The organism is Streptomyces sp. NBC_01707 (assembly GCF_041438805.1).
GTDB lineage: Bacteria > Actinomycetota > Actinomycetes > Streptomycetales > Streptomycetaceae > Streptomyces.
Map to the genome: position 1 here is coordinate 1,735,521 of NZ_CP109190.1, position 13,649 is coordinate 1,749,169.

Here is a 13,649-nt window from a genome sequence, read left to right on the forward strand (position 1 = left end):
ACTTGCTCACTCGGTTCGGTAACCGGCGTACGCCAACACGGCCTTCGTCTGAACATGTAGTCCGACCAAGGAACACGTACGTCCAGCACGAAGGCCGCATCAAGCTAGGGGGCGACGGGCAGCCGGCGCTTGTGGTCGGTGAGGCCGTAGCGGCGGACGATCGTTTCGAAGGCCCGCTCGTCCACCGGCTTGCCTTCCAGGAAGTCGTCGATCTCGTCATAGGTGACCCCGAGGGCGTCCTCGTCGGCCTTGCCCGGGTCGAGGGTTTCCAGGTCGGCCGTCGGGGTCTTCCACACCAGCTCGGCGGGCGCGCCCAACGCGTCCGCGACGGCACGTACCCGGCGCTTGGTCAGGCCGGTCAGCGGAACCAGGTCGGCGGCACCGTCGCCGAACTTGGTGAAGAAGCCGGAGACCGCCTCTGCGGCGTGGTCGGTGCCGACGACCAGGCCGTCGTGTGCGCCGGCCACCGCGTACTGGGCGATCATGCGCTGCCGGGCCTTGATGTTGCCGTGCACGAAGTCCCGGTGATGGGCGTCGCGGTAGCTCACACCGGCGGCCTGCGAGGCCTCGAGCGCGGCGTCACTCGTGGGCTTGATGTCCACGGTCAGCACGTGGTCGGCCTGGATGAAGGAGAGCGCGAGCTGGGCGTCGTGCTCGTCGGCCTGGACCCCGTAGGGCAGCCGCATCGCGTAGAACCGCGCCTCGTGCCCGGCGGCCCGGGCCCGCTCGACGGCGAGCTGGCACAGCCGGCCGGTGGTGGTGGAGTCGACGCCGCCGCTGATGCCGAGCACGAGGGAGCGCAGACCGGTGGAGGTCAGTCGCTCGGCGAGGAAGGCCACCCGGCGCTCGATCTCCCGCTCTGCCTCGAAGCTCTCGGCGACCTGGAGGTCACGGGCGATCCCCTGCTGCAGGGCGATGGACGCCGGCTCGCTCACGTCTGCTCCTTGTTCCGGTTCACGGTGCGCTGTCGCGCCCACTTTACCGAGTAGGGCTTTCCTACGTGTCGGGGCCGGCTGGCGGAGCTCGCCGGGCAGGTGTCGGCGAGCTCACCGCTGTGGGACTCAGTGGACCGAGAAGCCGCCGTCGACGAAGATCGACTGCCCGGTGACGTAGCCGGAGGCTCGGCCGGCCAGGAACACCGCCGCTCCGGCGAAGTCCTCGGCCAGGCCGTTGCGCCCGACCATCGTGCGTGCGGCCAGCTCCGCCACCTTCTCCGGGTCGGACGACAACCGCGCATTGAGCGGGGTCATGACGAAGCCGGGCACCAACGTGTTGCAGGTGACTCCGTGCGGCGACCACGCCTCCGCCTGAGAGCGGGCCAGCGACTCCAGTGCCCCCTTGGAAACCCCGTAGGCGCCGCTCTGGACGAACGCCCGATGCGCCTGCTGGGAGGTGATGTGGATGATCCGCCCGAAGCCCCGCTCCGCCATGCCGGGCCCGAACCGCAGGCCCAACAAGTAGGGCGCCTCCAGGTTCACCGCCATCGTGGCGTCCCACACCTCCTCGCCCAACTCGTCCATCGGCGGCCGAAGGTTGTTCCCGGCGCTGTTGACGAGAATGTCGGGCTCGCCGAACACCTCCGCCGCCTGCTCCGCCGCCGCGCGCACCCCGTCGCGGGTGCTCAGGTCGGCGCTCACCCAGGCCGCCCGGCAGCCGTCCGCCGCCAGCTCGTCGCACGTGGCGGCCAGTTCCGATTCCTTGCGCGCCACGATCACCACGCTCGCCCCCGCTCGCGCGAGAGCCCCGGCGATGGCTCGCCCGATACCGGAACTGCCACCCGTCACCACGGCGACCCGGCCGTCCAGTGAGAACAGCTCGGAGAGATAGGTTTGCGAGATCATGCCCGCACCCTACGGGCTGCCCACGGCGACAGGTCCGCCCGGACTGCGGCAGGCCTACCTCCAGTGATCATGGGTGGGCGGATGCGGGTCGACGACGATGCCGGCCGACAACTCGGCTGTGGAGCAATGGAAAGCGCGGTGGCCATTTGGCCTCGGCCGCGAGGGCCCGTTCCTCACGCACCCGGTCGGCGGTAATGCCCGGTCGGAGGCGATGGGCTGCCGTTGCGCGGCCTGTCTCGGTGCGCGAGTACGGCCTACGCCGCGCGGTCACTCGCAGCCGAGATCATCCGCGTTCGAATCCGGAAATGGAACTTCGGCCCAACACCGTTCATCCGGGGTGTGGCGGCTGGGGAAATCCTCTGATCCATCGCTGATTTTCGCGGACGGATCTCCGGCGCCCGACTTAATATCGCGACCCGTCCATCCGACTGAAACCGCGAGGCACCCGTGGCACCGCTCAGCAAGCTGTACCTCCAGCTCGACGACGTCGAACTTCCGGACGCGATCCCTTACTCCCAGGTGAGCGCATGGGAATTGCGCTTTCTTTACCTGTTGGGACGCCATCGGCTGACTGGAGAGGGCAAGGTGATCGAGCTCGGGTCGGGCGGCGGCGGATCGACGTATGCGTTCGCACTCGGGCTGAAGGAAAACCCGGACTTCGACAAGCAGACCAACAAGCTGCACGCGTACGACTTCTTCCGGGTCGGGAAGGGCACCTTCGCCTCCGAGAAATTCTTCTCGGCCGGGGTCGCGCCCGAGGACTCGAACTCCTTCCTCGACGACTTCAAGGACAAGCTGAAGCCGTTCATCGACTTCATCGAGCTGCACCCCGGCGACATCTGGCAGACGTCCGACCCCGAGGACCACAGCCCCATCGAGTTCCTGCACGTCGACATCGCCAAGACGGCGCGGGTCTTCCGCTGTGTGGCCGAGCGCTTCCTGCCCCGCCTGGAGCCGGGCTCCGTGCTGCTGCACCAGGACTTCGCCAGCCCCCGGCTGCCGTGGCTGCACTACAGCACCGGCCTGCTGCTGCCGTACATCGAGATCGCCGGGCCGCCCATCCGCTCCACACTCGCCTTCGAGGTGGTCAAGCCGATCCCACAGGACGTGCTGCGGGCCATAGCCGAGGACTCCTTCGACATCGAAGAGAAGCTGAAGCTGATGTCGGACGTCCAGGACGTCGTCGACCGGGACTACACCGACGGCATCCCGTTCAAGGCCGTCATCGAACTCGCCAAGGCCTACGTCGCCCACTACGAGGGTGACCACCGCCGGGCCTGGAGGATAGCCGAGCCGCTGACCTCGAACGAATACCTGAGCCGAACCCGCAAGGACCACTTCGCCCAACTGGAGAAGGCGCTGAAGGAGGCCGAGCCCAAGCGCGGATCTTCCCGTCTTGCCAGGCTGATCAAGAAGGTGACGCGCAGGGCGTAAGGGCTGCCCCGGCGGTGCCGGGGCGCCGAGCGCCCCAGGGTGGGCCGCCGGTGTTCGGCGCATCCGGAGCCACCGCGCACGGCCGGCTCGCAGAACAACACGTCACGCCTCCACCGGTGAGCGCTGCCGTGACCTGACCACGGGTTCGGCGCGCCCCGGCCCGGTCGAGCACCGGGAGGGTGTATCCCCCCGACTTCGACGGCAGTGCACGAGTCACCTTCGGCCTCGGATACTGAGGGCATGGAATTCGTCGTCCTCATGACCTTGCCCGGACTGGTCATCCTGCTGACCGTGCTGGCTTTCGCCGATCAGCTGTTGTTGCGTGCCGGGCGGGCCGGCGTTCTGCCGTGGCGGAACGCGGCACGGCAGGGCCAGATCTCGGCGACCGGGTTCGAGCAGCTGCACGCGAGTCTTTCGCCGGGGAAGCAGAACGAACTCAAGGAGCGGCAGTCGGCGCTGGTGATGCGGGACGACGAGGAGGACGGGGCACCGCCGAACCGGACCACGGTGGACCTGGCGAGAGGGACCGCAGTCGTCCGGATACCGCGGGCCGACAAGTAGCGGGCCGCTCTCCTTTCGACGGCCTGCGACCAGGACGGAGGAGACGCCGGTGGGGTACTAACCTGCGTCCAACGGCCGTTCGAAGAAGGTCTCCAGAACCACCGTTGCCTGCGTCCCGCTGACCCCGTCGATCGCGTACAGGCGCCGCAGCACGTCCTGGAGCCGCTCGGTGGTCGCGGTGCGCACCTTCACCAGGACAGCCGCGCTGCCTGCGATGACGTGCGCCTCCTGAATCTCCGGCACGGCGGCGAAGTCCTCGGCACGGTCGCCCATCCACGCCGTCGAATCGACCAGCACGAAGGCGAGGACTGCGCGGTCCAGCGTCGCGGGGTCGACATCGACCGTCGTGGCCCGGATGACTCCCTGTTCCCGCAGCTTGCGTACGCGCTCGTGCGAGGCACCCGCTGACAGGCCGACCGCCTTGCCCAGCACGGCATACGACTGGGTGGCGTCCCGCTGGAGCAGCGCAATCAGCTGACGGTCGATGTCATCCACTGGTTTCATGCGAAAACCATACCTGGTTCTGTTATACGCATGTTACGTTGAACTATATTCTGGTCAATCCTTCTGAGGGGACGCCATGCCCGCCGACGGCCCGTACGAGATCCTGGACGATCGCTTCCGTATCGAACGCTGTGCGAACGGCGACAGCAGGCTGGAGGTCCTGCACACCGGCTGCCGCTGGGCCGAGGGCCCGCTGTACCTCCCCGCCTGGCGCCAGCTGATCTGGAGCGACATCCCGAACGACCGCATCCTGCGCTGGGACGAGGCCACCGGCACGGTCGGCGTCTTCCGCACGCCGGCCGGCCACAGCAACGGCAACACCCTCGACCGACAGGGCCGCCTGGTCACCTGTGAGCAGGGCAACCGCCGCGTCACCCGCACCGAGCCCGACGGGACCGTGACCGTCCTCGCCGACCGGTACGCCGGCAAGCGGCTCAACAGTCCGAACGACTCCGTCGTACGCTCCGACGGCACGATCTGGTTCTCCGACCCGGACTTCGGCATCACCAGCGACTACGAGGGTCATCGCGCCGAGTCCGAGATCGGCGCGTGCAACGTGTACCGGATCGACCCCGGGACGGGGGACGTGCAGCTCGCTGCCGACGGGTTCGAGGGCCCCAACGGCGTCATCCTGTCCCCCGACGAGAAGCGACTGTACGTCTCCGACTCACGGACCGCCCGGATCCATATGTTCGACATCCGCGAGGACGGCACGCTCTCCGACGGCAAGGTCTTCGCCGAGGGCCGGGGCAACGTCCACTTCGACAACATCCGCTTCGACGACGAGGGCCGCCTGTGGGCCGCCGCCCTGGACGACAGCGTCCACTGCTACCACCCCGACGGCACCCTCATCGGCCGGCTGCGCGTGCCCGAGCCGGTCTCCAACATCGCCTTCGGCGGCCCGAAGAACAACCGCCTGTTCATCACGGCCACCACCTCCCTGTACTCGCTGGTGATGTCGGTGACCGGGGCGCCGCGCCTCTAGCGGACCGGGCGCCTCGCCTCCAGGTTCTTTCGTCCCGAAACGTTGCGCTGTCCATAGGCCTCGCAGTCGAACCCTGGTGGATTTCCGCTCCGTTGGACCGCTCCCCCGGCCCGCCGCACTCAGGGAACCATGAACGGTTCGGGCGGGGCCCGCGGGGTTACGGGGCTGGTCACACGGGGGGCCGGAGCTCGTGAGGGTGCGGGTGAGCTGTGTGATGATGCACGGATGACGACCGGCCCTGGGGAGGGACCGGGTGCGCGGGAAGGGGCGGGACACATCGTGGGCAATGGCGGGACGTCCATACCGGACGAGGAGTGGGAGCGCTTCCTTCGGGAAGCGGAGGCCGGGGCCCAGGGCGCGCCCAAGGAGCCGTCGGCACGGGCCCGCATGGTGACGCGGCAGCTGCGGGAGGAGCCCGGCCGGCCCGAGGGATGGCGGACTCACCAACTGGCCCCGCGGCGCCGGGCCAAGGGCTGGTACGCGGTCGGTCTGCTGGTCACGGTCGGCTTGCTGATCGTGGCACTGGCCCCCGGGCGGGTGGCTGGATGGTTCGGAGGAGGGGGCGCCGCGAGTGCGCCGCTCGCCGCGGAGTCCGAACGTCCGGATCAGCCGCCGCCGACGCAATCAGCACCCCAACCACCCACACCCGATGAGCCGTTCAGAGGGTCGCCCGCGGCGCAGTGGGACAACGGGAAGGCAGGCATCAGCCTGCCTTCGGCACGGGCGACCGGATGGATGAGCAAGGAGCAGGTCGCGCAGGCACTCGATCGGAGCCGGGACTTCCTTGCCGCGTCCAGTCTGGATCGCGGTGTGCTGCGCGGGGAGCGGCCGAAGAAGGCGATCGCGTTGCTCAACCCGCATCAGCAGGATGTCCAGGACTACCTGGCTACAGCGTTCAGCGCGCCCAGTCGGAAGAATGATCCTCTGCTGCTCTTCAGCCGTCTCGCGACGAAGAAGGTGCGGCTTGTCGGCGATGTGATCAAGACACGAGGCCGGATCACCTACCGGGAAGGTAAGCGTGGTGCGGTCGAGGTGACCACCGATGTCACGTACGTCTACCCGGTCGTACGCGCTGCAGCGGGAAGCGAGGAAGTCGCGCGCACCATCGTGCGCCGCGAGATCGTGATGAGCTGGGACGACCCGGCGAAGGTGGTCGTCGAGCCGGGGACGTTTTCCCTCGTCTCCTACAAGACGGACACCTCCAACAGTGGCTGTGGCGCCTCCACCGGCTACCTCACCCCCGAGTTCAGCGCCGAGCGCGCGACCAAGGGCAGGGGAGACGGCCCCGAGTTCGACCCGTACGACCGGAGCAGGTCGGTGGACGCGCTCATGCAGGAAGCCGGCGAGACGAAGTGCTGGACCGCCACACGGTTGTGAGCGGCAGCGGCTCATCCGTTCGGGACGAATCTCAGTACGGCGCTCGGATGAATCCCTACATCCGACCACTCCGACCGACGTTCTTCGACGCGGACCGGGCGTGGGGCAGGATGGAGCCATGAGCGTCGTCAAGATCAACGTACTCACTGTCCCCGCCGAACAGCGCGAGACCCTGGAGAAGCGCTTTGCCTCGCGCGCCCACGCGGTCGAGAACTCGGACGGCTTCGAATGGTTCGAACTCCTCCGCCCTGTCGAAGGCACTGACAGCTACCTGGTGTACACGCGGTGGCGTGACGAAGAGTCCTTCAAGGCCTGGATGGAGGGACCGATGAAGGCCGCGCATCAGGGGGGTGGCGAACGGCCCAAGCCTGCCGCGAGCGGGTCGGCACTGTGGTCCTTCGAGGTCGTGCAGCAGGCCGCGCCACAAGTGGGCCAGCCGCAATCAGGATCGTGAACCAGGATGGCCGCACTGCGTGAACCGGTCCATGCCGGTGGTCTTCTCACAGCGGCCGTACACCTCCGCGGCGTGGACGTCGTATGCGGCGAGGTAGGCCAGGGCGCCGCCGCGTCCGTGGGTGTGGTTCACCCTCATCGCGCGGGCCTGGCCCGGGGCGAGGGTGGGGGGCAGCGGCAGCGGGCCTGCATGGTGGTCTTTTCGTCGGCGCTGATGACGTACTCGTCGGCGTCCAGCGGGGTGCCCTGCCAGGTGCGGGCGTACAGGTCCAGCACTCGCTGGGCTTTGGCGCGGAAGTCGGGGTCGGTGATGAAGATCCAGGAGCGGTGCTGCCAGGGCTTGAGCGCGTCGTCGGCCAGCCGGCGGCGCACGGTGGACGCCGACACGAACCCGGCGATGCCCCGCCGGGTGGCCTCATAGGCCAGTTCCGGGCATGACCAGCGCGACAGCGGCACTCCGCGCTCGGCGGGCAGCCGGCAGGCCAGCGCCTTGACCTCGGCAACCTGCAGCGGCGTGAACACCGGCGGGCGGCCGCGGCGTTGACGGTCTCGGAGCCCGGGCAATCCCTGTTCGCTGTTCGGCGAACCGGCCACGCCAGCGGCGCACGGTGTCCAGGTGCAGCCCCGTCTCCTGGGCGACACACGCGTCGGAGCGTCCGCGCGCCGCGTGTGGCACCACCTGTGCACGCACCCGCAACCGGTGCTCGGTCTTGTGGCCGTAGGCCATCGCCTTCAGCCGCGTGCGTTCGGCGGCACTCGGGGCTATCGGACAGGCAGTGCGGAGGGGCATGGCGGGCGAGCCGATCGGCCGAAGTGGATCACTGGCAAGCCGCGGCCTTCCCCGCCCGCCGTGGCAGTGGAGCCCAGGCATCACGGCGGTCAGCGGGCTCCCGAGCTTGGACTGACCAGATCACTCCGTCACGGGCAGGCACTCGGCGAGCAGGTCGACGACATCGCGCCAGGCTCGCTGCGCGTGCCGGGGATGGTAGCCGACGCCGGGGACCACGGGATGATCGACCGGCGGGTGGTGGAAGGCGTGCAAGGCGCCGCCATAGACCACGAGGCGCCAGTCGACGCCCGCGGCCTGCATCTCGGCGGTGAACGCGTCCCGCTGCGCGGGCGGCATGATCGGGTCTTCCGACCCGACCCCGGCCCACACCGGGCAGCGAATGCGCGCCGCCTCGCCCGGTCGGCCTGTGGTCAGTGCGTTGACTGTCCCGATCGCGCGCAGGCTGACGCCGCCGCGCCCGAGTTCCAGCCCGATGGCGCCCCCGGTGCCATAACCGACGGCGGCGATCCGGTCGGGGTCGGTCCGCGGTTCGGCGCGCAACACGTCGAGCGCCGCATGGCCGATGCCCCGCATCCGGTTGGGGTCGGCGAGCAGCGGCATGCAACGGGCCAGCATCTCCTCGGGGTCACCTAGATAGCGCCCGCCGTGAAGATCGAAGGCCAGCGCTACATATCCCAGCTCGGCGAGAGCATCGGCCCGGCGGCGCTCGACGTCGCTGAGCCCCATGCCCTCTGGTCCGAGCAGCACCGCGGGCCGGCGGTCGACACAGGCCGGGAGCGCGAGGTGCCCGATCATCGTCAAACCGTCCGCCGGGTACTCGACCGTGCGCGTGGTAATCGTCGTCATGAGACTGGACCGTAGTGATCGTCGAGTCCGACCGGGCCGGGGTTCGCCGCTGGCAGAACAGCGCGGGTGCCCCTCTGAAATGCGGCGATGGCTCACACGGCAGCCACCTCCAGGGCTGTGAGCAGGCTGCCGAGCCGAGGCCGCAGGCGTCGGCTCTGCGATACCGCATCGTCCTCACCGGTTGAGCAGCCGCACTCAGGCCCGAAGCGGTCCGCTCGCTGAGCATGGCGCACATGCTCCTTCGGCAAACCAGAACGCGGTGAGGTGTGGAACGACGCCGCACCCACACCTCATGCGCGTCCTGTTCCTCGTCCGACAGTTCAACCCGGCCTTCCACGGCTCCCGTCCGTGCCATCGGACAAGCCTCAGCCCGTGAACGGAGGAGCCGGCTCAGGACCCCAGGAGCCGGGCCAGTTCGGTCGGCTTGGTGACCATCGGCCAGTGGCCCGAGTCGATGTCCACGAAGTCGACGTGGTTGGCCTTGGCGAGCTCGGGGACGTCACCGGCGCCGATCCACTCCTGAGCCTGGGCGGGGGTGAATTCGGGGCACACGAGTACGACCGGGACGTCGAACCGTCGCTCGTCCACCAGGCGCACCAGACCCTTGGTCACTCCTGTGGGGACCGGAATCGCGGCAGCTGCGATGCTGCGCCTGGCCTCCTCATCGAGGTCGGCGGAGTCCGGCCCCTCGAACGGGCCCCAGCCGGGGAACGGCATGACACCGTCCTTCGCCTCGAAGAGGTCGGCGTAGGGTTCCCCGTCGGCGGCCGGGAAGCCGCCGATGAGGACGACTTCGGCCACCTTCTCCGGTCGCGCGTCGGCGGCCAGCCAAGCCAGGGTGCAGGCGGCGGAATGCCCCACCACCATGGGCTTTTCGGGTGCCGCGTCAATGGCCGCGAGCACTGCGGCCACCTGGTCGTCGAGCGTGGCCGACGCAGCTCCGTCGCCCTGGCCGGGAAGGGTGAGCGGCACGGGGCGGTGGCCGAGTGACTCGAGCGTGGGCACGACATCGTCCCATGCGGATCCGTCGAGCCACAGGCCGGCGATGAGCAGGATGTCCATGATCAGTTCTCTTTCTCCAGTGAGGTCAGATCACGTTCGGCATAAAGCCGGTGTTCCCATTCCTCGTTGATGACGATGCTGAGACATTCCTTGAAGGGGAAGTTCTCGGCGCGGGGCCAACCGGGCTCGGTGCGCGTGACCGCAGAGGCAAGTCGCTCGTCGGTGAGTGACTCCATGACGTGGCGGACCATCGCCTGGCGTTCGCGTCGGACCGTGAGCACCTCGTCGAGCGAGGGGCGCGCCTCGCGGTCCCACGGGATACCGTCCCAGCCGGGCGCCTCGTCCCACGGCAGGTCCAGCCGGTGCCAGGGCGAGGGGTTCCCGAGAATCATTCGGCCCACCCAGGCGGCGCCGGCGAAGTTGAGGTGTCGCAGGGTCTGGATGAAGGACCACTCGTCGTCGATGCTGCGATGGAGCACCGCTTCGGGGAACGTCCTCGCACGCGCGACCGTGCCCTCCCAGAGCCGCTCCAGGATTGCCCACGCCGCACGGAACCCGTCGGTGTCGTCGGGGCGCATCCTCGCCCGCTCGGGCATGCGACGGTTCAGTTCGGCTTCGACGAGCGGTGCGATGTCGACACCGTTCACGACGACGTTCCTCAGCTCGCCGCTGATCTCGACGTCGACCAACTCGACGCCGCGCATGCGGATCTCGTGGAACAGGGCGCCACGGACCTGCACCCCGGTGAGGTCAACTGCGTTCATGCGGGCTTCGTTGAGGGATACCTGGGTGAAAGTGGCGCCCCGGAGGCTGACGCGGTCGAAGCCTGCTCCGGTGAGGTCCTGCTCGCGGAACTCGGTCACGAACGTCACCCTAGGACCAATTCCGGACGATCTACTTCCGGCTTGTCCCGTGCCCATCTAGTCTGCTCGTGTGCCGACCGACTCCAGCCCCACCGCACGAGCTCTGCGCGCCATCGAGATCCTCCGTACCCGCCCCGGCGTGACGGCCGACGAACTCGCCGCGGCTCTGGGAGTCACGGAGCGGGCGGCGCGTCGGTATGTCGAGATCCTCAGGGAGGCGGGGATCCCCGTGGAGTCGACCCGGGGCCGCCATGGTGGGTACCGGCTCGGGCGCGGGACGAGGCTGCCTCCGGTCGTCTTCACGGAGCACGAGGCACTCGGCCTGGTCATGGCGGTCCTCGACGGCCAGCCGGCTGCCGCCGAGGTCGACGACCTCGTCGGTGCCGCCCTGAGCAAGGTCATCCGGGCACTGCCCGAGAACGTCGGCCGACAGGCGGCGGCGTTGCGAGAGCACGCGTCAGCTGCGCCCGACCGGTACTCGGCCCGTCCGGATCCCTCGCTCACCAGCGCTCTCGTCGCCGCCATCGCAGCCCGACGTCGCGTGCTGATCACGTATCGGAGTGAGTCCGGCAACGAGTGGGAGGCCGAGGTGGATCCCTGGGCGGTCGTCGTCCGCCACGGGCGCTGGTACCTCCTGTGTCACTCCCATCGCGCCGACGCGATCCGCACCTACCGGGTCGACCGCGTCCGCACGGTCCAGCGGACCGCCCGTGGGTTCGATCCGCCCGACGGTCTCGACCCGGTGGCAGCGGTGGAGGAGAACCTGGGCACCGGGTGGGAGTTCCCCACCCGCGTGGTGTTCGACGCTCCACCGGCCGAGGTGGCGCCATGGATCCGGCCTCCCATGGGGCGACTTGAACCATCGGGGGACGGGTGCGTGCTCGTCGGCAGCACGAGCAATCCGTCGATGTACGCGCAGGAGTGGTTGGCGAGCGTGCCGTTCCCCTTCCGCGTCGACGGCGGACAAGAACTCCGTGCCGCGGTCGCGACGCTCGCGGCACGTTTCGCCGCCGCCCTGGCGGACCGGCCCTGACAGCGATATCGAAGGACTCGGTCGACGGACTGCGCCCAGTCGGTGGTTCACGGCCAGGGCCGGCGAGGCACATCGCCGCGCGGGTGCGGCATCGGCGGTCACAGCCAGCCGTTGCGCTTGAAGCCCCGGTGGATGACGAAGCAAGCGGTAGCGATGACGGCGAGAGCGACCGGGTAGCCGAAGCGCCAGTGCAGTCCGGGCATGTGATCGAAGTTCATGCCGTAGACGCCACACACCATCGTCGGCACGGCGATGATCGCGGCCCAGGCGGTGATCTTCCGCATGTCCTCGTTCTGCTTGACGGTGACCTGGGCGAGGTGGGCCTGGAGGATGGAGTCGAGCAGCGCGTCGAAGTCGGTGATCTGCTCGATGACTCGGGCCAAGTGGTCCGCGACGTCACGGAAGTACGCCTGTATCTCGCGGTCGACGGAGCGCATCGGCTCGGTGGTGAGCACCTGGAGGGGGCGGCCGAGCGGGACGACGGCACGCTTGAGTTCCAGAAGTTCGCGCTTGAGCTGGTAGATACGCCCGACGTCGGCGCTCTGAGAGCCGTGCGGTGAGAACACGTCCGTCTCGACCTGGTCGATGTCGCCCTGGACGGCATCGGTGACGGTCAGATAGTCGTCGACGACGTGGTCGGCGATGGCGTGGAGAACAACAGCCGGTCCCTTGGCCAGTTGCCGTGGGTCCGCTTCGAGGCCTTCGCGCAGGGAGCCCAGGGAGCCGTGGCGTCCGTGCCGTACGGTCACCACGAAGTCGGGGCCGGCGAAGACCATGATCTCTCCGGTGTCCACCACCTCGCTGGTGGCGGTCAGTTCCTCGTGCTCGACGTAGGCGACCGACTTGAAGACGGCGAACAGGACGTCGCCGTACTGCTGGACCTTGGGCCGCTGGTGGGCGTGGACGGCGTCCTCGACGGCGAGCGGGTGCAGACCGAACAGCTCGGCAACCCGCACGAACTCCGTCTCGGTGGGCTCGTGCAGGCCGAGCCATACGAAGCCGTCGCCGCGTTTGCGTACGCGGGCGACGGATTCCTCGACGCTGGGGGCCGCCTGCTGGCGGACGCCGTCGCGGTAGATGACGCAGTTGACCACGGTGGAGCCCAGCGGCGAACGGGCCGGGTGGCTGAGGTCCACAGGGCGCTCCCGCCGCGCCAGACGGGCGACTTTGCGCAGGCTGCCGACCATCGACATGAAGTACTCCTTCGCCAGGTGCGGGCCAGTGTGCCAGGAGAAGGTAAAGCGGAGGTCAGAGCCTGCGGCGGCCTGCTCCTACACACGAAGCGACCCGGGTGTCACCTTTGGCGACGCCGGCCCGGGGTTCCGTGCCAAGGCCCCCTGTGGGTTCCGTCCGAAGGTCCTGGCGCCACGCCGACCAGGACCGCCGTGGCCCGTCAGCGTCGCGTTACGGGGTGGCGGCTCGGCGTCAAGCATCCGTCAGTGCGGGGGCCCGTCGCCGGTGGGCGGGCATAGCTTCGGTGGAACGCCCGGCCGGTCCGACCGGGCGACGCCAGTCGCCTTCCGCGAGGAGCAGCACCATGTCTCCAGTCGAGTTTCCCGAGGATCCCGAGCCTTCTGAACGGTTCCCGGCCGGACTTCTCCACGTCCCTGTCCGGTCGGGGCCCTCTGGATGCACCACCCGGTTCTTCCGCACCCCCCTGGGCGGCCGCACGGCCGTCGGATTCACCTCGGCGGCGAAACTCACCGCCACTCTGGGCCCGGACCAGGCCTGCATCAGGCTCTCCGAACCCGCACTGCGCGCACTCGCGGCCCCCCTGGGTGTGACCGCCCTCACCGTCGACCCGCAGTTCTCCGCCCCCGCGACAACCCCTTCGGTCTCCAGGGACATCGAACGTGCGAGCTCCTCGCGTGCATGGCATCCCCAGCACGTGGGTGCCCTGCGAGTGACTGGCGCCGCTGCTGTCGTCGCCTGTCTGAACCTGCTGATCGGCTGAGGAGGC

17 protein-coding genes are annotated in these 13,649 nt (G+C 69.0%); 7 read left to right on the plus strand and 10 right to left on the minus strand.

The genetic code is table 11. The annotated features are described in order from the left end of the window. Positions 1-104 precede the first annotated feature (104 nt). On the minus strand, positions 105-935 hold the full coding sequence (gene nadE, locus OG963_RS07950; protein WP_371798700.1) for an ammonia-dependent NAD(+) synthetase: 831 nt from the start codon (positions 933-935) through the stop codon (positions 105-107). A gap of 126 nt (positions 936-1,061) precedes the next feature. Further along, entirely contained in the window at positions 1,062-1,841 is a 780-nt protein-coding gene (locus tag OG963_RS07955) for an SDR family NAD(P)-dependent oxidoreductase (RefSeq protein WP_030924130.1), read from the minus strand. 447 nt (positions 1,842-2,288) lie between these two features. On the opposite strand from OG963_RS07955, the gene OG963_RS07960 reads away from it, so the two are divergent. Both OG963_RS07960 and OG963_RS07965 read left to right on the plus strand, forming a co-directional pair. Then, positions 2,289-3,275, plus strand: coding sequence for a class I SAM-dependent methyltransferase (locus OG963_RS07960; RefSeq protein WP_093770154.1), 987 nt, complete (start codon positions 2,289-2,291; stop codon positions 3,273-3,275). A gap of 240 nt (positions 3,276-3,515) precedes the next feature. After that, positions 3,516-3,836: a DUF6191 domain-containing protein gene (locus OG963_RS07965; RefSeq protein WP_030924125.1), complete on the plus strand. Its 321-nt coding sequence runs from the start codon at positions 3,516-3,518 to the stop codon at positions 3,834-3,836. Between the two features lie 57 nt (positions 3,837-3,893). Here the strand turns inward: OG963_RS07965 and OG963_RS07970 are convergent, their stop codons facing one another. Beyond that, complete coding sequence (locus OG963_RS07970) at positions 3,894-4,331, minus strand: Lrp/AsnC family transcriptional regulator (RefSeq protein ID WP_093770153.1); 438 nt, start codon at positions 4,329-4,331, stop codon at positions 3,894-3,896. Between the two features lie 85 nt (positions 4,332-4,416). Here OG963_RS07970 and OG963_RS07975 point away from each other — a divergent pair, with 85 nt between their 5' ends. The 3 genes from OG963_RS07975 (at position 4,417) to OG963_RS07985 (ending at position 7,156) form a co-directional block, all read left to right on the plus strand. After that, positions 4,417-5,325 (plus strand): SMP-30/gluconolactonase/LRE family protein, encoded by a 909-nt coding sequence (locus tag OG963_RS07975; protein WP_093770152.1) that lies wholly within the window; start codon positions 4,417-4,419, stop codon positions 5,323-5,325. Positions 5,326-5,604: 279 nt separating this feature from the next. After that, positions 5,605-6,702, plus strand: coding sequence for a hypothetical protein (locus OG963_RS07980; RefSeq protein ID WP_371800275.1), 1,098 nt, complete (start codon positions 5,605-5,607; stop codon positions 6,700-6,702). A 118-nt stretch (positions 6,703-6,820) separates the two neighbouring features. Further along, complete coding sequence (locus OG963_RS07985) at positions 6,821-7,156, plus strand: antibiotic biosynthesis monooxygenase (RefSeq protein WP_319738027.1); 336 nt, start codon at positions 6,821-6,823, stop codon at positions 7,154-7,156. Here the strand turns inward: OG963_RS07985 and OG963_RS07990 are convergent. The 6 genes from OG963_RS07990 to OG963_RS08015 all read right to left on the minus strand — a co-directional run bounded on the left by OG963_RS07990 (position 7,145) and on the right by OG963_RS08015 (position 10,656). Further along, the gene (locus OG963_RS07990; RefSeq protein ID WP_319738025.1) at positions 7,145-7,294 is read right to left on the minus strand and encodes a hypothetical protein; all 150 of its coding nucleotides are present in this window, start codon (positions 7,292-7,294) and stop codon (positions 7,145-7,147) included. The two genes, OG963_RS07985 and OG963_RS07990, sit on opposite strands and share 12 nt — an antisense overlap. Next, positions 7,291-7,677, minus strand: coding sequence for a hypothetical protein (locus tag OG963_RS07995; RefSeq protein WP_256327945.1), 387 nt, complete (start codon positions 7,675-7,677; stop codon positions 7,291-7,293). The genes OG963_RS07990 and OG963_RS07995 overlap by 4 nt, the downstream gene beginning before the upstream one ends. After that, positions 7,571-8,026 (minus strand): helix-turn-helix domain-containing protein, encoded by a 456-nt coding sequence (locus tag OG963_RS08000; RefSeq protein ID WP_319330109.1) that lies wholly within the window; start codon positions 8,024-8,026, stop codon positions 7,571-7,573. The genes OG963_RS07995 and OG963_RS08000 overlap by 107 nt, the downstream gene beginning before the upstream one ends. Before the next feature lie 39 nt (positions 8,027-8,065). After that, positions 8,066-8,791, minus strand: coding sequence for a dienelactone hydrolase family protein (locus tag OG963_RS08005; RefSeq protein WP_093770150.1), 726 nt, complete (start codon positions 8,789-8,791; stop codon positions 8,066-8,068). A 390-nt stretch (positions 8,792-9,181) separates the two neighbouring features. Continuing rightward, positions 9,182-9,853, minus strand: a complete 672-nt coding sequence (locus OG963_RS08010) for an alpha/beta fold hydrolase (RefSeq protein WP_093929194.1) — start codon at positions 9,851-9,853, stop codon at positions 9,182-9,184. Between the two features lie 2 nt (positions 9,854-9,855). After that, on the minus strand, positions 9,856-10,656 hold the full coding sequence (locus tag OG963_RS08015; RefSeq protein WP_093772061.1) for a DinB family protein: 801 nt from the start codon (positions 10,654-10,656) through the stop codon (positions 9,856-9,858). A 70-nt stretch (positions 10,657-10,726) separates the two neighbouring features. On the opposite strand from OG963_RS08015, the gene OG963_RS08020 reads away from it, so the two are divergent. Then, a complete protein-coding gene (locus OG963_RS08020) occupies positions 10,727-11,689 on the plus strand; it encodes a YafY family protein (RefSeq protein ID WP_093770148.1) in 963 nt (320 codons plus the stop codon). A gap of 98 nt (positions 11,690-11,787) precedes the next feature. Here OG963_RS08020 and OG963_RS08025 read toward each other — a convergent pair whose 3' ends face one another. Continuing rightward, positions 11,788-12,882: a magnesium and cobalt transport protein CorA gene (locus OG963_RS08025; RefSeq protein WP_093770147.1), complete on the minus strand. Its 1,095-nt coding sequence runs from the start codon at positions 12,880-12,882 to the stop codon at positions 11,788-11,790. A gap of 344 nt (positions 12,883-13,226) precedes the next feature. Here OG963_RS08025 and OG963_RS08030 point away from each other — a divergent pair, with 344 nt between their 5' ends. Beyond that, positions 13,227-13,643 carry an SAV_915 family protein gene (locus OG963_RS08030; RefSeq protein ID WP_107441083.1) on the plus strand — a complete coding sequence of 139 codons (417 nt, stop codon included), beginning with the start codon at positions 13,227-13,229 and terminating at the stop codon, positions 13,641-13,643. Positions 13,644-13,649: the final 6 nt, after the last annotated feature.

Coding starts and splice junctions, on each gene's coding strand:
- OG963_RS07955 (WP_030924130.1), bottom strand. CDS start 1,841: ATGATCTCGCAAACCTATCTCTCCGAGCTGTTCTCACTGGACGGCCGG.
- OG963_RS07965 (WP_030924125.1), top strand. CDS start 3,516: ATGGAATTCGTCGTCCTCATGACCTTGCCCGGACTGGTCATCCTGCTG.
- OG963_RS07975 (WP_093770152.1), top strand. CDS start 4,417: ATGCCCGCCGACGGCCCGTACGAGATCCTGGACGATCGCTTCCGTATC.
- OG963_RS07985 (WP_319738027.1), top strand. CDS start 6,821: ATGAGCGTCGTCAAGATCAACGTACTCACTGTCCCCGCCGAACAGCGC.
- OG963_RS07990 (WP_319738025.1), bottom strand. CDS start 7,294: ATGAGGGTGAACCACACCCACGGACGCGGCGGCGCCCTGGCCTACCTC.
- OG963_RS08000 (WP_319330109.1), bottom strand. CDS start 8,026: ATGCCTGGGCTCCACTGCCACGGCGGGCGGGGAAGGCCGCGGCTTGCC.
- OG963_RS08005 (WP_093770150.1), bottom strand. CDS start 8,791: ATGACGACGATTACCACGCGCACGGTCGAGTACCCGGCGGACGGTTTG.
- OG963_RS08010 (WP_093929194.1), bottom strand. CDS start 9,853: ATGGACATCCTGCTCATCGCCGGCCTGTGGCTCGACGGATCCGCATGG.
- OG963_RS08025 (WP_093770147.1), bottom strand. CDS start 12,882: ATGTCGATGGTCGGCAGCCTGCGCAAAGTCGCCCGTCTGGCGCGGCGG.
- OG963_RS08030 (WP_107441083.1), top strand. CDS start 13,227: ATGTCTCCAGTCGAGTTTCCCGAGGATCCCGAGCCTTCTGAACGGTTC.